Source organism: Paenibacillus sp. FSL R7-0204, assembly GCF_038002225.1.
In the GTDB taxonomy this organism is placed as follows: domain Bacteria; phylum Bacillota; class Bacilli; order Paenibacillales; family Paenibacillaceae; genus Paenibacillus_AQ.
In genome coordinates this window covers 4,119,093-4,139,946 of sequence record NZ_JBBOCA010000001.1, presented here as the reverse complement: position 1 = coordinate 4,139,946, position 20,854 = coordinate 4,119,093, and the positions used below count along the sequence as shown (strand labels likewise).

The following is a 20,854-nucleotide window of genomic DNA, read 5'->3' as shown; positions in this document are numbered from 1 at the left end:
GAGGGGATCGCAATGAATGAGCTTAATGAGCTGATAGAGCTGCAACCTGAGAATTATGCTGCGGTTTATGATTTTTACGCTGGTAAAAAGCAACACATTCCTGCCTTATCCGTCCTGCTGGAGAATTATCCCGGGCGGGTATTTGCTGATCATACGGTAGCGCCGACACTGGCTGTGGTATGCGCTACGGGGAGATGGATGTATGCTGCCGGAGATATCCGTACTGAGTTCAACCGGCTGAAGCTGATGGGCTTTTTGCAGACGGTAGTCGTACCTGATTGCCAGCAGAGGCAAGAGAAATGGTTCGAGATCTATACGGAAGATAGTGATTCATGGACGGAACTACTTACGCTTGAGATTGCCGGGCTGAGCGTAGACAGACATATGGAGTCGGTCTATGAGTTCAATAGCGAACGATTTTTTCAGCTAAAAAACAGACGTGCTGCTATCCCCTTGGAGGGAGATCTATCTGTGGCCTACGAGGAATTTCCTGTTCTCGCCCAACCCGAGCGTAATGTTTCTGCAAGAGAGGACAGGTTCGTTGGGCTGACAGCCACTGGTGCTGTAGTGAAGGTTAGGGATAAGGTAGTATCCATTTGCAAAAATAACGGCTTCAGCGTGAATAACAGGTACTTCATTGATGTAGATACTCATGCAGAATCAGAGCGCGGGAAGGGCTATGCTACGCTTGCCGCTGCATCATTAATTAGTCACTACCTCGATCAGGGAATGCTTCCCTTATGGGAAACAACACATGAGAATATGGCTTCACATAAGCTTGCGCTAAGGCTCGGCTTCGACCCGGTGGAGAGCTATCCGGTATTTGCTTTTGTCATGGAAGGATAGTACCTATTAACGTTAAGGAGTGGTATTGATGAAGAGGTTAGCAATCCTTACAGTCGGTAAAACGCATAGCGGGAAGACCACATTTGCCAGAGAATTAGAGCGGTGCTTACCTGAATCGGTTGTTATTGACCGGGATGATCTGGCTGAATTCATCAACACTCAGTACGAAAGTCTGCTGCCCAAGCAGGGGGCGAATACGCTCAAGGATGCCCTGACCCGAACGTTAGTGGATTATGCCGTTCATGAGTCGGAGCAGCACATTATCATGTGTAACGCTAACTCCAATAAGGAAGGCCGACTGCGAATGCTGGATTGGTTTCACCAGAAGGGATTGGTTAGTGTGCTGGTATATTTCAACTTGCCTGATGAGATGCTGTATTCGCGTATAGCGAGTAGTGAACGGAGTACAGCTATCCTTAGAAAATCAAACAGCTTCGACGTATTGCTGACCCGGCAAATCGCTGATGTACAGAAGGGACTGGCGGAGCCGCCAACGGAGAATGAGTCGGAGCATCTGTTTGTAATCAACGACAGCGATGAAGTACCCGGCACGATTCAGCAGATCGTCCAGATCGCCCAGAACCTATAAGTCATTGGATACAAAGTAAATCGGTGGCGGCAAGCCCGAATGAATGTTAACATAGTAACGCCAGCAGTAGGGAAATAGTTGGATTTACTACACTTGCTGAGCAGCTAGTGGCTTCTGGTGGGGCAACAGTTGGAGAAACAACACTTAATTAATCAAAATTCGGACCTAAGGGCAAAATGGACGGGATTAGATGCTGTTTTTCCAACTGCTTCTGATGAATCTCAAGAAATGTATAAATTAAGATACATTATTCCACCTAAAAGTATTTTAAAAAAGAATAAAAGAGACGGAAGGGGAATCTGAAGCTACATGCGGAGAATTAGGAAGTGTAGGAGCGTGTAGCGGCCGGATTGCCCGAATGTTCACCGGAGTGACGACCAAGCTTCGACTAAAATCCGCCCTACCAACTGGACCTGACCGCCCAAACCCTTCATAATAAGAAGAGTTGTGAACGGTTCCACACAAACTCATAAACGGAGGTTCATAGAATGAAATACCGCGAGCTGGGAAATACGGGTCTGTCTGTCAGTGAGGTCAGCTTTGGCACTTGGGCGATTGGCGGGGACTGGGGAAGCAGCAAGGATGAGGACGGGCTGAGAGGCTTGCAGGCAGCGATGGAGCAGGGCGTGAATTTCTTCGATACGGCAGATGTCTATGGCGGCGGCCATGCGGAGGAGCTGCTTGCCAAGGCGACCCGGGGGAAGCAGGATGAGATACATATTGCCACGAAGTTCTGCCGCGCTGGAGATATCCATGACCCGGAGAACTACTCCGCTCGCCGGATCAGTGAATACTGTGAGCAGAGTCTGCGGCGTCTGGAGCGTGAAGCGATCGATTTGTATCAGATCCACTGTCCGCCGATGGAGATTCTGCGTGATGGCAGTGTGTTCGCAGCGCTGGACCAATTGAAGGCCGAGGGTAAAATCCATCACTACGGCGTCAGCGTTGAGACTATCGAGGAGGGCTTGCTCTGCCTGGAGTATCCTGGCGTTGCGGCGCTGCAGGTGATCTTCAATCTGTTCCGGCAGCAGCCGGCACAGGAGTTATTGCCGCAGGCTGCGGCCAAGGGTGCAGGAATCCTGGTGCGCCTGCCGCTGGCCAGCGGTCTGCTGACCGGCAAATTCACGGCGTCCAGTACCTTCCAGGAGAATGATCACCGGAAGTTCAATGCGAACGGGGAGCAGTTCAATGTGGGCGAGACCTTTGCGGGGCTGCCTTTTGGTAAGGGTGTGGAGCTGGCGCAGAAGCTGGATTGGATCGCTGAAGGACGCGGTAATATGACACGGGCCTCCATGCGCTGGATTCTGGACCATCCGGCAGTCAGCTGTGTGATTCCGGGCTTCAAGAATGAGGCTCAGGTGAACGATAATCTGGCCACCCTGGATGTACCCTCCTTCAGCCCAGGGGATATGGAGCGCCTGGCTGCCTTTTACCGGTCAGAGGTGGTTCCGCATATCCGTGGAGAGGTGTAGCTGCACTCTATGAATATAACTGTCGGACTGCTCGCCCATGTAGATGCCGGGAAGACGACCTTCGCCGAGCAGCTGCTCTACCATACCGAAGCCATCCGCAGCAGGGGGCGTGTGGACCATCAGGATACGTTCCTGGATACCCATGAGATTGAAAAAGCACGCGGGATCACCGTCTTCGCCGATCAGGCGGAGTTCACCTATAAGGATGCCCGCTATTTCCTGCTGGATACGCCGGGGCATGTCGATTTCTCCCCGGAGATGGAGCGCTGTCTGCAAGTGCTGGACTATGCAGTGGTGATTCTCAGCGCGGTGGAGGGTGTAGAGAGCCACACTGAAACGCTCTGGCAGCTGCTGCGCCAGCACCGGATTCCGACCCTGTTCTTCATTAACAAAACCGACCGTGCAGGCAGCGACCCTGAACGTGTCCTGGAAGAGATCCGGCAGCTGCTTAGCAGTGATGCCTTGCTGTTGCCGGAGCAGCCGGAAGCTGCGTGGACCGAGGAGATGAAATCGTTCCTTGCCGAACGCGAGGAGACGCTGCTGGAACCTTATCTTGAAGGCATGCTGACGGACAGCGATTGCCGCAATGCGCTGAGGTCTATGGTGAAACGCGGAGAGATTTTTCCGTGTATGCAGGGCTCTGCATTGCTGGACCAGGGCGTGGCTGAGTTTCTGGAGATTCTGGATGCGCTCACGTTCACGGAGTACGATCATAGGCTGCCTTTTGCCGGGAGGGTCTATAAGATCCGCCACGATGCCAAAGGCACCCGCATCACCTACATCAAAGCCCTTCAAGGCGTGCTGAAGAACCGTGAGAGCTTGACGTATGGACCCGAAGCGGAACAAACTTCCGAACGGATTACCGGAATCCGCAAGTACAACGGTACTGCTTATAGCGCTGCTGACTGGGCCGCCGCCGGGGAGCTGTTCGCCGTTGTCGGCCTAAGCTCCGTGCTGCCGGGTGCGGGAGTGGGCGCACTTCAGGACGCGCAGAGCAGCGGACTTATTCCCACCTTGAAATCCAAGGTGCTCTTCAAGCCACCCGTGCACCTGAAGGAGCTTATGCATGCCTTCGGACAGCTCGGCGCGGAAGATCCGTCACTGAATGTAAGCTGGGATGAAGATCTCCAGGAGCTGCATATTCATGTGATGGGCGGGATACAGCTTGAGATTCTGGAGCAGATCGTGGCGGAGCGGTTTCAGCTTAAGATCTCGTTTGGACCGCCGGAGATTCTATACAAGGAGACTATTGCCGGTACGGTCTATGGCTGCGGGCATTTCGAGCCGCTGGGCCACTACGCCGAGGTTCATCTGATGCTTGAGGCCGGGGAACGCGGGAGCGGGATCACGTTCATTAACCGCTGCCACCCGGATGATCTCGCGGCGGGCTACCAGCATCAGATTGAGCAGCATCTGCTGGAGAGCGGCCATCATGGCCTGCTGACCGGTTCCCCGCTGACGGATCTGAAGATCACCCTGCTTACGGGGAGGGCGCATAATAAGCACACTAGCGGCGGCGATTTCCGGGAAGCGGCTTACCGTGCCTTGCGCCAGGGGCTGGAGCAGGCAGAGAATCTGCTGCTGGAGCCGGTATACGACCTCAAGATCCGGATAGATCCGGACGATGTGGGAAAGGTTATGAGTGATATCCAGCAGGCTGGAGGCCGCTTCAATCCCCCGGATATTACACCGTCCAAGGCCGTAATTACCGGCACAGTTCCGGCGGCAAGCTTCATGAATTACGGAGTGAGACTGGCAGCGATGACGCAGGGCAAGGGATCGATATCGCTAAGAGTAGCAGGATATGAGCCCTGCCATCAGAGCAAGACGGTGGTGGAGCAGCGGGATTATAATAAAAATGCAGATCCGGCCTACTCCTCGGCGTCTATTTTTTGTGCCAAGGGGGAGGGATATGCTGTACCCTGGGAAGAGGCCGGAGCGCATATGCATATTCAAGCAGCAAGCAGGAACGGGTACACGGTTCTTAAGAGAGCAGTACCGTTTCAGCGTGACCTAGAAGGAAAGGTGCAGATTGACAATGACTAATGCAATAGATAAGGTAGCCTGGATTTACGTCGTAGACGGCAAGGTGCTGGGCGCGCGTTCCAAGGGCAAGGACACTTATTATTTCCCCGGTGGCAAGCGGGAGCCCGGTGAGACGGATGCACAGACCCTGATCCGTGAGATTGAGGAAGAGCTGTCCGTTCAGATCCTGCCGGAGACGATTGCGGAGTTCGGAAGCTTCGAGGCTCCGGCCCATGGCAAAGCGGAAGGCGTGCTCGTGCGGATGACCTGTCTGACCGCAGATTTCACAGGCGAGCTTGCCCCGGCTTCGGAGATTGAAGAGCTGGCCTGGTTAACCTATAAAGACATAGACCGCGTATCGGCGGTCAGCGTCATCATCATGGACAAGCTGCGGGAGATGAGCCTCATCTCTTAAGAGTCAGGCGTGCACTCATCTGTCCGGAAAGTCTATGCAAGCCCGTTTTGAGCCGGAACCCGGCCTGAAACGGGCTTGTTGTTTCTTTTAGCAGGGCGATGCAGGCGGCGCGGCAAGCACACTTTTACCGAATAGGACATATGTCCTTCCCGAATCCGGCGAACTGGCTTTTAATAAGTACAGAGAAGCAAAAAGAGGAGAGAGACAGATGAAAGGAATACTATTCGCATTTTTGGCCGGAGCCTGCATTACACTTCAGGGGGTAGCCAATGCCAGAATCAGTCAGGATATCGGCACGTGGCAGGCGGCAACCATTACCCAGCTTACCGGATTCATTATGGCGTTGGCGATAGCGCTGGTGGTACGGGACGGCAAAAAGCACGGCTTCCGCAAGGTACATCCGCTATACATCAGCGGCGGCGGTCTGGCCGCCTTCGTGATTTTCAGTGAGGTAACGGCGATTCAGAACATCGGGGTTACGCTTACGATCTCGGCGCTGCTGATTGCCCAGCTCTGTCTGACCTTTATCATTGATATCAGGGGCTGGTTCGGAGTCGTCCGGCAAAAGATGAAGCTGCCGCAGTTTATCGGCATCGGGATGATGATTCTCGGGGTAGTTGTACTGAAGTTCTAAACGAAGGGGACAAGAGATATGTTAACAGGGTTAGTACTTGCACTGATCGCGGGCGCGCTGGTCAGTTTACAGAATATTTTCAACGCCAAAGTCAATGAGCATACAGGCTCTTGGTCGACCACTACACTAGTGCTGGGCATGGGCTTCGCCGCCTCCCTCGTCATGGGGCTGATTATGGAAGGGAAAAACATGTTCACGCTGCAGCACATGCAGCCCTGGTACTGGTTAAGCGGAATGATCGGCGTGGGGGTCGTAATCTGCCTGGTCCAGGCCACCAGAATCCTTGGCGCCACCTATGCCATCTCGATTGTACTTACTGCCCAGCTTGGCTTCGCCTTGCTCTGGGATTCACTGGGCTGGCTGGGGTTGGCGAAGGTTCCGTTCTCGTTCAACCAGCTGATCGGCGTGCTTATTATCGTAGGCGGGATATTGGTGTTCAAGCTGGGTGGAGCGCGTGAGCCCCAAGCTCAAGACGGCCACTCTGGAACAGAGCATAAGAAGCATGCAGTGGAATTGAAGTAGGCATGCTGGAGATCAATAATGAATGATTCCAGAAACAAACAAGAAGCGCAGTTCGTGACTAACACGGACATGCGCTTCTATTGTATACAGATAACGGCAGCTTTGGTTAACGGGAGTCCTGAATTGTAGCGGTGCTGTTATTCGCGCTAAGATCTGTCAACGGATCAAACGGAGGACCTGTAATCGTTCCAACGAGCAGTGCGATATCCACAGCATTCACCGGACTGCCCCAGGCGTTGCCTGAATATACCATAACGGCCCGGTCATTTACGAAGCCGCGTGTATTGTAAACAATGTTATTAATGACCTCACCCGTTGCGTTCTGATTGAAATAGGCAGGCTGGCGCAATGAATAAAAAACATTGTTCCGCACGATCAAGTTGGTCATGTTGTTGGCAGCAGACACTAACCCCCGGTTTACTACCCAGCCGGAGGAAGGTCCGGCCTGCGGCGGACCATAGATCACATTATTGATGATGGTATGATTGGTTCCCGCTACTTGAATGAACTCAACAGCGTATGGGTTATCACTCGTTATGGTCAGTCCATCAATCGTCACGCCGCTGCCGGTAACGGTGAAGACGATGACCGCTGCCTGAAGAATAATCAGGCTATTTGGAAATCCTTTTATGGTTACACCTGCTTTACTAATTCCGATATTAGCCGTTATTGGATACGTCCCGCCCATAATATATACCGTTCCATTGGGGGATACGGCAGTTACTCCCTGTTGAATGGTACCAAAGGGGCTCGCTTGTGTCCCGTTTCCCCCAACGGCTCCTGCCTGGACGTATACCTGAAAAGGATCTGGCAGTACTGTTCCCGTAGCCCCTGTGGTTCCAGTCACACCCGTAGCCCCCGTAACACCAGTAGCACCCGTAGTCCCAGTAGCCCCCGTAACACCAGTAGCACCCGTAGATCCAGTCACACCCGTAGCCCCTGTAACACCCGTAGCCCCAGTAACTCCAGTCCCCGTAGCTCCTGTCGCACCCGTCGGTCCAGTGGCACCCGTCGCTCCAGTCGCACTGCCAGAGGGACCAGTTTCTCCTGTAGCCCCAGTCAACCCTGTCACTCCTGTAGCTCCAGTCGCTCCAGTCGCTCCAGTCACTCCCGTAAGCCCTGTCGCTCCGGTCGTCCCGGTAACCCCTGTAGCTCAGTCACTCCTGTAGCCCCAGTCAACCCTGTCACTCCTGTAGCCCCTGTCGCTCCAGTCACTCCCGTAAGCCCTGTCGCTCCGGTCGTCCCTGTAGCCCCAGTCGCTCCAGTTATGCCAGTTCCACTTCCTATCATTTCTGAAGCTACTAAACGATGAGCTGTAACAAGCGCCCCGGTACTGCTTTTACCCCATGATGAAGCTGCGAAGTTCGCGGGACTCACACCTGTGAAGGTGATCACAAAATCAAAGCTGAAATTCGCATAATAGTTATTGGTGGCTACCGCATTTGGAGCAAGCGAAACAGATTCACTGACATACAATGTCCGGCTTCCATTCAGCATATATCCTTGAATCGTTACTGAGGCAAAATTGGAAGGATCTCTATTTTCGAGCTTAACGGTTAATGTTAGGGTGGGTCTTGTCCCATTTACTGGATTATTTTAAATGGGACCAGTGGATAGAACAGCCATTGTCATTCCTCCTCATTATCTGATAATGGTGTACAGCATTTGAATCCCGGTTGTTTAATATATTCATGGAAAGGTGAAAGGTTCGAAGATACCATAAAATAGACATAGTAGATAAGGTTAGGAGATTTTAAGCCTTTGTTTGATACAGGAGTGCTAGTATTAGATCTATTTTCAATAGTGTCTGAACAGCACAATAAAAAGCAGACCGATGATCAGTCTGCTATCATTGCTAGAGTTAGTGTCCGTCAAGCCTGCGCCTGCCCCAGAGAAGCCGCTGTGCTGCAGAGTATTGCATTTTTCCAATTTGAATACGCAGTCCAGGCCCGCCCGTTATCCAGCAGAGGCTTGCATGTATAGACGCCTTCCTCAATAGAATTCACACGCCCGGCGGAGCGCTTGTTTCTGTGTTATATTCATGGAGGAGAGTTCAACGCTGCTGCGGCATGCTGCGCTGATGGTCATATTTTCACATTCTTAGTGACTGCTGTCACACGGGTCTGCGCAGATTAGGGACTATACTTGTCGCCTACAGTTACAGCATGCCGGGCAGATGGCCCTGAAAGGAGAAATTACAGATGCAGATTGAGCTTAATGCAATGACCCGCGAACGGCTGGAGCAGAGTCTGGCCGGGAAGCCGGGGCAATTCAAAATGTTCTACGATACGGAGGACTGCGGCTGTAATGGCATGCTAGTGATCCGGGTAGTCAGCGAGCCTTCGCCAACGGATATTGTGTTTCAGACCGAGCCGTTCACCTTCCTATGTGACCGCCAGCAGGAATTGCTGTTCGATGACGTGATGCGGCTCGAAGCAGAGGCCGGGTATCCGGCCTACAAGCTGACGAGTGATTCCACCTTGTTCGGGAGCAATATCAGGGTGCAGGATGCGCGGGGCTGAAGGAGATGAAGGTAGCATAAGCAAGGAGGCCATCTGCCCGCAGAGTGACGGGGGATGGCCTTTATTTAAGGGAAAACCGAGCATATCGGGCATGGCGGAGATTCGTGAGCTGATTGTAATCGAAAAACCGATTACAATTGGACTGGGAACGCCGTGTAGGCCGAATGTAATCGAAAAACCGATTACAATTTGACTAGGCACACCGTGTAGGCCAAATGTAGTTGAAAAACCGATTACAATTGAAATGGGCGCGCTGCGTAGGCCAAATGTAATCGAAAAACCGATTACAATTGAAATGGGTACGCCGTAGCATCCGGTCCTGATGCGGCCCAAAGGTTGCAAATGAGGGTGCTATTTCGCAATAGTGCCCCTCATTTCGCTTGAGGTCCTCAGCTTAATAAGCCGTCCATCCGCCGTCTGCGGTAATGACTGCTCCATTCACAAAGCCTGCTTCCTCTGAAGCCAGGAATAAGGCGAGCTGTGCGATTTCGGTGGGCTGGCCCATCCGTGGATTAAGCGCCATGCCCGGCTGTGTGCGTTCCATGCCAAAAGGATTGATATGGGTCATAGTGGAACCAATATTGGTCTCCACACCGCCCGGCGCAATCGCATTGCAGCGGATTCCCTTGGCAGCATACATGAATCCGGTATTCTTGGTAAAGCCGATAACCGCATGCTTCGAGGCTGTATAAGCCGCACCTGCCCGGGCACCGAACAGACCGCCTACAGAGGCAACGTTAATAATAACACCCTGTTGTTTTTTCAGAAAAATAGGCAGCACCTTACGCGTAGCACGCATTACTGAAGTTGTATTAACGGCGAGCACCCGCTCCCAGCTCTCATCCTCAATATCACCCGCCGGTTCAAAGTTATCCATGATCCCCGCATTATTCACCAGAATATCTACAGTGCCATAGGTGTTGACTGTACTATCGATCAGATTCTGGATGTCAGACTCATCTGCAACATTTGCTTGTACCGCTATGGCTTCCCCGCCGCCAGCTTTAATGTCACCCGCCACCGTCTCTGCAGCCTCCAGATGAATATCCGCCACTACGACCTTGGCCCCTTCCGTGGCATAAAGCACAGCAATCGCCTTCCCCATCCCGGACGCCGCCCCGGTAACTACTGCTACTTTGTTGTGAAGCCTCATTGTATGTACCTCCGTGTATAGTGATATTTTCTCTTTTCTAGTATCTTTTGCTTCATAGTGTTTTATGCGCCTGGTTGACGCTGTCCTTCGTGAAGGCTTAACATATGGGCTATACAAGAGGGAAGAGGATGGAGCCTATGATTACGGCCGGACTAGATATCGGAACCACATCCATCTCCGGGCTGCTCTACGATCTGGAGAAGCGTACGATTCTGCATAGCCTTACGGAATCGCAAGCGAGCCTGCCTTTCAGCCTGAATCAGGAATGGGAGCGGCTGCAGGACCCGGAATTGATTATGAAGCAGGTGGAGCATATACTTGAACGTCTGCTGGCGCACCAGCCGGAAGTAACGGGAATTGGCTTAACCGGGCAGATGCATGGGATTGTCTATTTGGATAAAAGCGGGAGAGCTACAGGTCCCCTGTATACCTGGCAGGATGGACGGGCGGGACAGCTCACCGGAGGGACGGGCAGTCCTACCTATGCGCAGCAGTTCAGTGACCTTACCGGTTACACTGTAGCTCCCGGCTATGGACTCGCCACCCATTACTATAATGTGTGCCGACAGCTTGTCACTGGGCGCGCAGTCGGCTTCTGCACGATTGCGGACTATATCGCGATGAGGCTGGCGAACGGTGATATTCCCCTGATCGATGCAACGCAGGCAGCGGGGATTGGGGGCTTCAGTCTGCGGACAGGAGATTTCGATAGAACCGCGATTAATTTAGCCGGGATCGCCCCTGCGTTTTTGCCGCAGGTCGTACCCTCTGGGACGGCAATCGGTAGCACATCACAAGGCATTCCCGTGTATACCTCGCTCGGGGATAATCAGGCCAGCTTCCTGGGCAGTGTGCCGCAGCCCGGATGCTCCCTGCTGCTGAACATCGGCACAGGGAGCCAGCTTTCGGCCTGGGTACCTGACTGTGATAACGCTCCTTCCGCGATGGAAGTACGCCCGTTCCCTGGTGGCGGGATGCTGATGGTTGGCGCAGCCTTGAGCGGCGGCAAGTCTTATGCCCTCCTGGAGGGATTCTTCCGGCAGTTGATTACCGCATACACCGGAGCAGCGCCGACAGATGTCTATTCCCTGATGTCTAGACTGCTTAGTGAGGAGGTTACGGGCAGCGGCAGCACAGGGCTTACGGTGAACACACAGCTCCTGGGGACAAGGACAAACCCGGAGAAGCGCGGCAGTGTGGAAGGAATCACGCTGGAGAATTTTACTCCCGGCGGGCTGGCCCATGCTTTTCTGCAAGGAATGGTAGATGAACTGCATGGCTTCCTAGCGGATTTGGAACAGCAGGGCGTAGGCACATTCACCCGCCTTATAGGCTCAGGCAATGCGCTGCGGAGTAATCCGGTGCTGTGCGCCAAGGCCGAAGCAGCCTTCGGGCTACCGCTTGAGCTTGGTGAACATGCTGAAGAAGCGGCCGTAGGGGCAGCGCTCTGTGCCGCTGTCGGCAGCGGGGAAATCGCAAGCTTCAGAGAAGCAGGGGCTTATCTTAGATAGCCGCATCACTAAGTTGACGTAAATGCGGCATCGCTGCATTCATTTCTGCATCTGCCAAACTTCCCTGACACCATCTGTCAGGGGAGTTTTACTATAATAAGCTATATCAAATAGTGATGGGAGAGTTAAATATGCAAAACAGACAAGCTTACCTATATGTATTCAATACGATGTCAGACTGGGAATACGGGTATTTGGCCGCCGAACTGAACACAGGAAGATACTTCAAAAAGGGGACAGCCCCTTTAAAAGTCATTACAGTATCCGCCACCAAAGAAACGGTTATTACCATGGGTGGACTGACTGTTCAGCCGGATCTCACCCTTGAGGAGTGCAGGCTGGCTGGCGGCGACCTTTTGATTTTACCTGGAGGGAATACGTGGGGAGAGGCGGAGAATCAGCCGGTCCTGGATAGGGCTCACGAAGCGCTCCAGCTCGGTGTGGCCGTTGCTGCTATCTGCGGTGCGACCACGGCGCTGGCGGATAAGGGGTATCTGGATACTGTGCCGCATACAAGCAACAACCTGGATTACCTGAAAATGGTCAGCCCCGGCTATAAAGGGGAAGCTTATCATGAGGATGGGCCTGTAGCTGTCAGCGGGAAGCTGGTCACAGCATCAGGCATCGCTCCGCTGGAGTTTGCGAGGGAAGTGCTAAGGATCTTAGAGGTATTTGCTCCAGCAACCCTGGATGCATGGTACAGTCTTAACAAGACACATGAGACCGAATCCTTTTTCCAGCTAATGGGCTCGTTAGAACAGGGATAAACAGAGAATATTGTAACATCTGTCATTGACAAAAAATATTATATATGCTATAATTTACATATCTATAGTTTGTGTATATAATAAGGTTCTCCTGGCCAGGGGGAATCTTATTTTTTGTGGAGGAACCACCAATGAAGCAGAACAAGTCCAGTATGACTGCCTTAGTGGCCGCTTTTGGCCGTGCGTATCACAGTCAATATGACAATCCCAAGATTTTCAATGATGATGTGGCGCAAAAGCTGATATCACCGCAGGAGTTCGCGGATATAAGCAGGAATATGGTGCAGGGGATTGCGTTCTTCAGTCCCGAAATCGCGGAGAGGTACCCGGATGATCCTGAAGCCATCTTGAGATGGATTGTCCAGGTTCAGTTATCCCCCACACCGCTGGCTCGTGCTGCCTACTGTGAGGCTATAGTGCTGCATGAGCTGAGTCTCGGGCTGAAGCAGTATGTGATTCTTGGGGCGGGGCTGGACAGCTTTGCCTGCCGTTATCATACGCTTATGGAGCGGCTCACGATTTTTGAAGTCGATGCTCCTGTTACCCAGGCATCCAAGCAGCAGAGGCTTAAGGAAGCACAGCTTGCGGTTCCCGGCAATCTTCATCTCGTCCCTATGGACTTCACGGGCGAATTCTCGTATTCCAGTCTGCTTACGCAGGGATTCGATCCTGAGGCCAAGACCTTGTTCAGCCTGCTGGGGGTATCCTACTATCTTACTAAGGAGGAGAATACCCGCCTGATTACGGAGTTGCTCGCAAAGGTTCCCTCAGGTAGTTCTATCGTTCTGGATTATGCAGATGAATATCTAATGGAAGAGCAGGGCGTGTCCGGCCGGGTGGGCAAAATGGTGCAAATGGCTGCTGCCAGCGGCGAGCCCATGCAGTCCTGGTTCAGTTATTCGGAGATGGAGGAGCTGCTGGCTGAGGCCGGGCTGCTAGTCTACGAGCACCTGTCTCCGGCAGAGATCAATGACAGATTTTTCAGCGGCCGGAGTGATGCTCTAAGCGCTTTTGAGACGATTCATTATATTCATGCGGTTAAGAAGTAGCTTCCTCTCCATAAATAAAAGCTTCCACCGCCGCTACCGCGATATTCCGGTCGGGATGGGAATTGTCGATCTGCACCACCTGTGCAGGCGGGAGCGGCCAGGCTACGGTGCGGGGGCCTAGCGAAGCGCCGAAGTTCTCCCAATGGGCGAACTTCCAGGCGTCAAGTGCGGAATGTCTGCCTTCAAGCCGTTCACGGAACATGGCTGCATCCGCAAGTCCTACCATAACGACCTTGACCTCAACCTCCTCCAGTGTGCGCCCGATGCGCGCCAGCTCGCGGCCGATCCATTCCGGATCGGCCGCTTCTTTGGTAAAGGGACCCACCACAAATATATCACTGGACAGGCCGATATTATCGAGCGCTGCATCCATCGTAATGTGGTAGCCGAGGTCGCGGCATAGTCTTTTATACTCATCGGAATCTCTGTCGTCAGGGTCAAGCCCATGCATAGTCATGATCACGGTTGCTGCCGGACGCAGCAGAATGTCCATATCGAATACCGCCGCCTGACGCCGGGCTGCAACAGCCTTGGCTAATGTGGTTTTGCCTGCCCCTCCGGGTCCGAGGAAGAATACCAGCTTGTTCATCTGTCTCACTCCTTATCCTACTTGCAAATCCCAGTATAGCAGGCGAATCGTTCAGCGGGAAGGAGCCAACCGGAGAGGGTGGCCTAGCCATTGCTAATGTGTGACAGCGATCTGAAGGTAATGATAAAATAGATTAACTATACAGTGAAGCAGTAAACGAAGCAGATATAGAGTAAAAGGAGGACCACTATATGAACACCATCCGTCCCATTGAGCGCAGGGATAATGCGGCCATTGAGAGGATTATCCGGGAGTGCCTGATTGAATTCGGCGGCAACCGCGAAGGCCTGGCCTGGGCAGATGATAGCCTGCGTGATTTATATACCTATTATAATAGCGCGGCGAATCGTGCTTATTGGATTATTGAAGTGGACGGGCAGGTGCTTGGCGGCTGCGGGATTGCGGCATTTGACGAAACGCAGCAGATCTGTGAATTGCAGAAAATGTACCTGTCCGCAGCCATCCGCGGCCAAGGCGTTGCAGCAGAGCTGCTGGATACGGCGCTTGCCTTCGCTAAGCAGCATTACCGCAAGTGTTACCTGGAGACGCTGCTGACGATGCAGGCCGCTGGCCGCTTCTATGTCAAGCACGGGTTCAGCCCGCTGGATGGCCCGCTGGCCGGTTCCGAGCATTATGCCTGCGATGCATGGTATATCCGAGACTTACATGAACTTAATATTCTATGAACGCATTTAAATTCCATTTAAAGGTCAATTATGGAGGTCAGATTCTGCCATAGTTGATCTTTTTTTAGTCTTGGCTGCTCTCAATGATCACTTTCATTGAATCACCTATCTTTTCCGTAGAAATAGCTCTTAAAGAGTGCTCTGCATTAAACCTATAATGAGTGTGTATTGCAGAGAGGGGAGGGTGGGCTGATTTAGGTATTGATTTTGCAATAGTTGTAATCGCTATCATTAGAGGGCTGTGAATATCACTGTGTATCGTTCCACATCAGACTAAGGAGGAATAGAATGCGCAACAAGTATGTTACATGGTCGCTTGTAGTTACGCTGCTCATCTCAACGCTATTCATGGCGGCCGGTCCGCTGACCCGTTCGTCGGCAGCTGGCGGAACGAATCTGGCACTTAACAAAACCATTACCGCTAGCGGACAATCTCAGAATTATACGCCGGATAATGTTAAGGACAGCAATCCGAGTACGTATTGGGAGAGTACAAATGATGCTTTTCCTGGGTGGATTCAGGTGGATCTGGGTACGCTCACCAGTATAGACCAGCTTGTATTGAAGTTACCGGCTAGCTGGGAGACGCGGACCCAGACACTGGCGGTACAGGGCAGTACGAACGGAACTAGCTTTACAGATATTGCTGGTCCATCTGCGTACGAATTTAATCCTTCGGTGGCGGGTAATAGTGTCACGATTAACTTCACGTCTGCCAATACGCGTTATGTCCGTCTGTTGTTCAGCGCGAATACTGCTTGGCCTGCGGGCCAATTGTCCGAGCTTGAAATCTACGGTGCCAGCCCCCCAACCCCTGCGCCTACAGCCGGACCTACTGCATCACCGGTTCCAGCGGGTACCTATGAAGCAGAGGCAGCTGCGTTATCCGGCGGAGCGCAAGTGAACACGGACCATGCCGGATACTCCGGCACAGGCTTTGTTGACAACTATCTGGCCCAAGGTCCTTCCACCACCTTCACGGTCAATGTGCCTGCGGCGGGTACACGGAACGTTACGCTGAAGTATGCCAATGCAAGCGGAAGCGATAAGACGATCAGCATCTACGTGAACGGAGTTAAGCAGCGCCAGACCATCTTGCCGAACCTGGCGAACTGGGATACCTGGAGCACGAAGGCGGAAGCCCTCCCGTTGAATGCTGGCAGTAATAGTATTGCTTACAAATACGATGCGGGGGATACGGGCAATGTCAATTTAGATCTAATTACGGTAGCAGCTGCAATCATCGCCACGCCCGTACCTTCACCTACAGTAGCTCCAACAACTGCTCCTACTCCAACACCAGCGCCAACGCCGGTAACTACCCCGGCCCCTACAGCTACGGTGGCACCAACTTCCGCACCAACACCAACAGCAACACCGATGTCAACACCAACGGTGTCCCCTGGAGGGAACATCGCCATTGGCAAGGCGATCAGCGCCTCCTCCAGCACACAGAATTTCGTAGCCGTGAATGCGAACGATAACAACACGGCTACTTACTGGGAAGGCAGCGGGAATCCCAGCACCCTTACGCTCGACCTTGGAGCCAATTATACAATCTCATCGATTGTGCTGAAGCTGAATCCGGCGGCCGAATGGGCGGCCCGGACGCAGAACATTCAAGTTCTGGGACACAATCAGACTTCGACGACCTTCAGCAACCTCGTTTCAGCTCAGACCTATACCTTCAATCCGGCTTCGGGCAACACGGTAACCATTCCCGTGACAGCAACCGTTAAGCGGCTACAGCTTAATGTCACTGCCAACTCCGGTGCACCAGCCGGACAGATCGCTGAATTCCAGGTATACGGTACACCGGCAGCGAACCCGGATCTGACGATTACAGGCATGAGCTGGACTCCTGCTTCTCCGGTGGAGACAGGCAGTGTAACTCTGAATGCAACGGTAAAAAACATTGGCAATGCCGCAGCAGCAGCCACCACTGTCAATTTCTACTTGAACAACGAACTGGCGGGTTCGGCACCGGTAGCGGCTTTGGCAGCAGGTGCTTCGGCAACCATCTCCTACAATGCAGGGACGCTAACAGCCGGAACTTATCCGCTAAGTGCCCAGGTAGATGAAGCAGGCCAGATTATTGAGCAGAACGAAAGCAACAATGGCTACATTAATCCTACTTCCCTGGTCATTGCTCCTGTGTCCAGCTCCGATCTTGTAGGTACGGCCTCCTGGTCACCAGGAACACCGGCTGCGGGGAGTAACGTGGCCTTCACCGTCCGTCTCAAAAATCAGGGCAACCTTGCTTCCGCAGGCGGTGCCCATGGAATAACTGTAGCCTTGAAGAATGCCGCAGGCTCTACTGTGCAGACCTTCACCGGCTCTTACACCGGCGTAATCGCAGCCGGGGCTTCGGTTGAGGTGTCTCTCCCCGGCACCTGGAGTGCAGTGAACGGCAATTATACGGTCACTACAACCATTGCCGCAGATGCCAATGAGCTTACAACCAAGCAGGCCAATAATGTGAACACTGTGAACCTGGTTGTATATGCTTTGCGCGGAGCAAGTGTTCTGTACAGCCGGTATGATACAGAGGATGCAACCCGCGGCGGCTCGGCGGCGCTGAGATCTGCACCGAATTTCGATCAGACGGCGATTGCCTCCGAGGCTTCGGGACAGAGTTATGTAGCCTTACCTTCTAACGGAGCTTATGCCCAGTGGACAGTGAGAGCGGGGCAAGGCGGTGCCGGAGTCACTATGAGATTCACAATGCCGGATTCGGCAGACGGAATGGGCCTTACCGGTGCGCTTGACGTATATGTGAATGGAACCAAAGCCAAGACCATTCCGCTGACCTCCTATTATGCCTGGCAATACTTTTCTGGAGATCAGCCGGGGGATGCTCCTAGTGCCGGACGTCCGCTGTTCCGGTTCGATGAAGTCCACTGGAAGCTGGACACACCGCTTCAGCCCGGGGATGTGATCCGAATTCAGAAGAATAACGGAGACAGTCTGGAGTATGGTGTGGATTTCCTGGAGATTGAACCTGTACCGGCAGCCATCGCCCGTCCGGCCAACTCGGTATCGGTCACCGATTACGGTGCAGTGGCAGGAGACGGACAGGACGACCTGGGCGCCTTCAACAGTGCGGTTACAGCCGCCGTGACCAGCGGGAAATCTCTCTATATTCCGTCTGGAACTTTTAATCTGAGCAGCATGTGGGTCATTGGCTCGGTCAGCAACATGATCAACAACATTACAATTACAGGCGCAGGCTATTGGCACACCAATCTGCAATTTACGAATCCCAATGCAGCTGGCGGGGGCATCTCCTTCCGTGTTCAAGGCAAGCTGGATTTCAGCAATGTCTATATGAACTCGAATCTGAGATCCCGGTACAACCAGAATGCCATTTATAAAGGCCTGATGGATAATTTCGGTAACAATTCGGTTATCCATGACGTATGGATTGAGCATTTTGAGTGCGGCATGTGGGTGGGAGATTATGCGCGGACGCCGGCAATCTATGCGAACAATCTGCTTGTAGAGAACAGCCGCATCCGCAACAATCTGGCGGACGGCATCAACTTCTCCCAAGGGACCAGCAATTCTACTGTCCGCAATACCAATGTGCGCAATAACGGGGACGACGGACTGGCCGTCTGGCCGAGCAATACGTTCGGGGCGCCGGATGGGGTGAATAACACTTTTTCGTACAATACGATTGAGAATAACTGGCGTGCCGGCGCTATCGGCATCTTCGGGGGCAGCGGCCACAAGGCCGATCACAACTACATTATCGACACGGTGGGCGGCTCCGGCATCCGGCTGAATACGACCTTCCCGGGGGCGCATTTCAACAGCAATACGGGGATGATTTTCTCGGATACGACGATTATTAACAGCGGCACCAGCCGTGACTTGTATGACGGGGAACGCGGTGCGATTGATCTCGAAGCTTCGAGTGACCCGATCAAGAACGTTACCTTCAGCAACATCGACATTATCAATACCCAGCGCGATGCGATCCAGTTCGGATACGGCGGCGGCTTCTCAGGTATCGTATTTAACAACATTAACATTAACGGCACCGGTCTCGATGGAGTAACCACTTCACGATTCTCCGGCGCTCATAAGGGGGCGGCAATCTACACGTATACCGGCAACGGCTCGGCGACCTTCAACAACCTGACGACCAGCAATATCGCGTATCCAAGCTTGTATTATATTCAGAGCGGGTTTGGGCTGTTGATTCAGTAGCCTAGAGATAGACAGGGGAGGGGCCTAAATGGCTCCTCTTTTGTGTAATCTTTTCATAGTAATTTCATATTTGCTTTCGATCTTTTGCGACAGCATTACAGCATCTCTGCATGTTATTCTATTCATTAAGTACATAATGACTTTACAAAGGGGAAACGTTGATGAAAAGGTTGCTTTATATCATTTTGGCAGTAGGTTTAATGATGAGTGTAACGCTCACGGGAGGGGCAGGTACTTCATCTGCTGCACAAGCTAATAAGGTATTGCGTATCGGTCTGGGAAGTCTTCCTGATCAGCTTGATCCGGCAGCAGCTGCGGATGACAGCACAGTGACAGTTCTCAAAGGGTTATTTGAAGGACTGGTCCGGTTGAATGCGGCTGGTCAGGCCGTTCCGGCAATAGCAAAATCATGGACCCTCTCGAAGGATGGCAGAACGTATACCTTTGCGCTTCGCGGGGATGCGAAATGGAGCAACGGGCAGCAGGTGCTGGCCTCGGACTTCGAGTATGCCTGGAAGCGGGCGCTGGCTCCGGAAGCCAAGAATGTCTACGCTTTTAATATGTACATGATTAATAATGCGCAGAACTACAACGAGGGACTTCTGAAGGATACCTCCAAAATCGGTGTAAAGGCGTTGAATAACACCACACTCCAGGTCACATTAAAGGAGAAAACCTCCTATTTCATCCAACTGCTCGCAGAGAGCATCTATTATCCGGTGTACGCTAAGACTGCGAAGGCCAACAACCAATGGGCAACAGATCTGAAGTCTATGGTAACCAATGGTCCCTTCAAGCTCAAGACATGGAAGAGTAATGAGATTTCTATAGTTAAAAATCCTGCTTATTATGCGGCCCAAGAAATTAAGCTGCCGGAGGTACGTCTGCTGCTGCCTGAGAATCCGACAGTCGCTTATATGAACAATGAGGTTGACTGGGTTGGAGGCGGAGGGGAGGAATCAGTGGATTATACATCTTTAGATAGCGCATCTTACCGCGACCTGCATGAAGGACCGTATGCTTCCACCTATTTTTATCAATTCAATCTGACTAAGCCGCCGTTTGACAATCTGAAGATCCGCCAGGCATTGGCGATGGCGATTGACCGTGAAGCCTTGCGTTACGGCAATCCGGCGTTTGGATTTGTGCCGCCAAGTATTCATGGGACCCAGTTGAATTTCCGCACAGAGATGCCGGACAAGATGTACTTTCATGAGGATGTGGCGGCGGCCAAGCAATTACTGAAGGAAGGCATGAGAGAAGCGGGACTCACCAAGTTCCCCAGCTTCACTATTATCGTGAATGAATATATCAATCATGACGTTATCGCAAATAAAGTGATCAAGGACTGGCAAAAGAACTTAGGCATTGAAGCAAGTGTAGAAATCCAAAGCTTCGAGGAACTGCTGGATAATCGTATACATCAGAACTATGCTATAGCAAGAGCGGGATGGAGCGCTGATTTCAATGATCCGGCCTCGATGCTGGAGCTGTTCAGTTCACAGAATGTCTCCAATGATACAGGGTGGAGCAATACAGTGTATGACCGTTATATGCAGCAAGCCCGGCAGGCGGCCGACCCCGGCACGCGTATGCAGATCTATGCTACGGCTGAACAGCTGCTCATGGATCAAATGGCAGTTATTCCGCTGTTTTACACTGTGACTGATTATTTGAGTCATCCTAATATCAAAAATGTATATGTTGACTATGACGGGTCCATAGCTTTCACAAGAGGCTCGTGGCGGTGAAAAGCGTTTAGAATACAAGGATCAGGAGGCCATGAGCAGATTGCTGCTTGTGGCTTCTTTTGTCTGTGTGGAGGCTAACATGCAATTCAGAGCCAATACCTGAAGCTC

The 20,854-nt window shown here is 52.4% G+C and carries 19 protein-coding genes and 1 pseudogene; 15 read left to right on the top strand and 5 right to left on the bottom strand.

What is annotated here, in order from left to right; translation table 11 throughout:
* The first annotated feature begins 12 nt into the window (after positions 1–12).
* The 8 genes from MKX42_RS18240 to MKX42_RS18205 all read left to right on the top strand — a co-directional run bounded on the left by MKX42_RS18240 (position 13) and on the right by MKX42_RS18205 (position 6,503).
* A complete protein-coding gene (locus tag MKX42_RS18240; protein ID WP_340753742.1) occupies positions 13–846 on the top strand; it encodes a GNAT family N-acetyltransferase in 834 nt (277 codons plus the stop codon).
* Positions 847–874: 28 nt separating this feature from the next.
* Entirely contained in the window at positions 875–1,435 is a 561-nt protein-coding gene (locus tag MKX42_RS18235) for an AAA family ATPase (protein ID WP_340753741.1), read from the top strand.
* A gap of 129 nt (positions 1,436–1,564) precedes the next feature.
* Positions 1,565–1,738, top strand: coding sequence for a hypothetical protein (locus MKX42_RS18230; RefSeq protein ID WP_340753740.1), 174 nt, complete (start codon positions 1,565–1,567; stop codon positions 1,736–1,738).
* A gap of 185 nt (positions 1,739–1,923) precedes the next feature.
* Complete coding sequence (locus MKX42_RS18225; protein ID WP_340753739.1) at positions 1,924–2,907, top strand: aldo/keto reductase; 984 nt, start codon at positions 1,924–1,926, stop codon at positions 2,905–2,907.
* A gap of 9 nt (positions 2,908–2,916) precedes the next feature.
* Positions 2,917–4,953, top strand: coding sequence for a translation factor GTPase family protein (locus tag MKX42_RS18220; protein WP_340753738.1), 2,037 nt, complete (start codon positions 2,917–2,919; stop codon positions 4,951–4,953).
* A complete protein-coding gene (locus MKX42_RS18215) occupies positions 4,946–5,347 on the top strand; it encodes an NUDIX hydrolase (protein WP_340753737.1) in 402 nt (133 codons plus the stop codon). The genes MKX42_RS18220 and MKX42_RS18215 overlap by 8 nt, the downstream gene beginning before the upstream one ends.
* Before the next feature lie 208 nt (positions 5,348–5,555).
* Entirely contained in the window at positions 5,556–5,981 is a 426-nt protein-coding gene (locus MKX42_RS18210; RefSeq protein WP_036728608.1) for a DMT family transporter, read from the top strand.
* Between the two features lie 18 nt (positions 5,982–5,999).
* Positions 6,000–6,503: a DMT family transporter gene (locus MKX42_RS18205; RefSeq protein WP_340753736.1), complete on the top strand. Its 504-nt coding sequence runs from the start codon at positions 6,000–6,002 to the stop codon at positions 6,501–6,503.
* A gap of 106 nt (positions 6,504–6,609) precedes the next feature.
* Here MKX42_RS18205 and MKX42_RS18200 read toward each other — a convergent pair whose 3' ends face one another.
* The 3 genes and pseudogenes from MKX42_RS18200 to MKX42_RS18190 all read right to left on the bottom strand — a co-directional run.
* Positions 6,610–7,575 (bottom strand): hypothetical protein, encoded by a 966-nt coding sequence (locus tag MKX42_RS18200; RefSeq protein WP_340753735.1) that lies wholly within the window; start codon positions 7,573–7,575, stop codon positions 6,610–6,612.
* 32 nt (positions 7,576–7,607) lie between these two features.
* Entirely contained in the window at positions 7,608–7,979 is a 372-nt protein-coding gene (locus MKX42_RS18195; protein WP_340753734.1) for a hypothetical protein, read from the bottom strand.
* A 395-nt stretch (positions 7,980–8,374) separates the two neighbouring features.
* A pseudogene (locus MKX42_RS18190) lies at positions 8,375–8,518 on the bottom strand (anthranilate phosphoribosyltransferase); the annotation flags it as partial.
* Between the two features lie 186 nt (positions 8,519–8,704).
* Here MKX42_RS18190 and MKX42_RS18185 point away from each other — a divergent pair.
* Positions 8,705–9,025 carry an iron-sulfur cluster biosynthesis family protein gene (locus MKX42_RS18185; RefSeq protein WP_340753733.1) on the top strand — a complete coding sequence of 107 codons (321 nt, stop codon included), beginning with the start codon at positions 8,705–8,707 and terminating at the stop codon, positions 9,023–9,025.
* Positions 9,026–9,419: 394 nt separating this feature from the next.
* Here the strand turns inward: MKX42_RS18185 and MKX42_RS18180 are convergent, their stop codons facing one another.
* A complete protein-coding gene (locus MKX42_RS18180) occupies positions 9,420–10,178 on the bottom strand; it encodes an SDR family oxidoreductase (protein ID WP_340753732.1) in 759 nt (252 codons plus the stop codon).
* A 128-nt stretch (positions 10,179–10,306) separates the two neighbouring features.
* Between MKX42_RS18180 and MKX42_RS18175 the strand changes: the two genes are divergently transcribed.
* From MKX42_RS18175 to MKX42_RS18165, 3 genes are all read left to right on the top strand, one after another.
* Entirely contained in the window at positions 10,307–11,689 is a 1,383-nt protein-coding gene (locus MKX42_RS18175) for a sedoheptulokinase (protein WP_340753731.1), read from the top strand.
* Positions 11,690–11,820: 131 nt separating this feature from the next.
* Positions 11,821–12,456 carry a type 1 glutamine amidotransferase family protein gene (locus tag MKX42_RS18170; protein ID WP_340753730.1) on the top strand — a complete coding sequence of 212 codons (636 nt, stop codon included), beginning with the start codon at positions 11,821–11,823 and terminating at the stop codon, positions 12,454–12,456.
* Between the two features lie 131 nt (positions 12,457–12,587).
* Positions 12,588–13,505, top strand: a complete 918-nt coding sequence (locus MKX42_RS18165; RefSeq protein WP_340753729.1) for a class I SAM-dependent methyltransferase — start codon at positions 12,588–12,590, stop codon at positions 13,503–13,505.
* Here MKX42_RS18165 and MKX42_RS18160 read toward each other — a convergent pair.
* A complete protein-coding gene (locus MKX42_RS18160) occupies positions 13,495–14,094 on the bottom strand; it encodes a hypothetical protein (protein WP_340753728.1) in 600 nt (199 codons plus the stop codon). The genes MKX42_RS18165 and MKX42_RS18160 overlap by 11 nt on opposite strands.
* Positions 14,095–14,285: 191 nt before the next feature.
* Here MKX42_RS18160 and MKX42_RS18155 point away from each other — a divergent pair, with 191 nt between their 5' ends.
* The 3 genes from MKX42_RS18155 to MKX42_RS18145 all read left to right on the top strand — a co-directional run bounded on the left by MKX42_RS18155 (position 14,286) and on the right by MKX42_RS18145 (position 20,746).
* Positions 14,286–14,780, top strand: coding sequence for a GNAT family N-acetyltransferase (locus MKX42_RS18155; protein ID WP_340753727.1), 495 nt, complete (start codon positions 14,286–14,288; stop codon positions 14,778–14,780).
* Positions 14,781–15,068: 288 nt separating this feature from the next.
* Entirely contained in the window at positions 15,069–18,995 is a 3,927-nt protein-coding gene (locus MKX42_RS18150; protein WP_340753726.1) for a discoidin domain-containing protein, read from the top strand.
* Between the two features lie 161 nt (positions 18,996–19,156).
* A complete protein-coding gene (locus MKX42_RS18145) occupies positions 19,157–20,746 on the top strand; it encodes a peptide ABC transporter substrate-binding protein (protein ID WP_340753725.1) in 1,590 nt (529 codons plus the stop codon).
* Positions 20,747–20,854: the final 108 nt, after the last annotated feature.